This window comes from Mesorhizobium sp. M5C.F.Ca.IN.020.29.1.1, from assembly GCF_003997375.1.
GTDB lineage: Bacteria > Pseudomonadota > Alphaproteobacteria > Rhizobiales > Rhizobiaceae > Mesorhizobium > Mesorhizobium wenxiniae.
This window is the reverse complement of sequence record NZ_RZSW01001210.1, coordinates 1-408: the sequence shown is the minus strand read 5'-3', so window position 1 is coordinate 408 and position 408 is coordinate 1. Positions and strand designations below refer to the sequence as shown.

The window sequence follows — 408 nt, the reverse complement described above, 5'->3', positions numbered from 1 at the left end:
TCATCACATCGCGGGCACGGATGCGGATGCGCACCGGCGCACCGACCGGCACTGCCAGAAGCGGCACGCGGATGTCGCCCGCCGCCGAGCCAAGCACGGTCATGCCAAAGACTTCGTCGTGGCGCAGCACCGCAGTATCCAGCATCGCGCCGCCCTCGCCGCGCTCTTCTGCCGGCAAGAGGTCGAGCCGCTGCATGATCGCTCCGGTCGGGCCGCAAGCGGCGACTTTGCCTTGCGCCAGCACAACGACGTCGCTTGCCAGCCGCGCCACTTCCGGGATCGAATGGCTGACATAGACGATCGGGATTTTCGTCTCGTCGCGCAGCCGCTCGATGTAAGGCAGGATTTCTGCCTTGCGGGCGTCGTCGAGCGAAGCCAGCGGCTCGTCCATCAGCAACAACCTTGGAC

Annotated in this window: 1 pseudogene; it reads right to left on the bottom strand. The window is 66.2% G+C overall.

Annotated features, from left to right (window positions below):
• Positions 1 to 408: pseudogene (locus EOA85_RS37075) on the bottom strand (molybdenum ABC transporter ATP-binding protein); the annotation flags it as partial.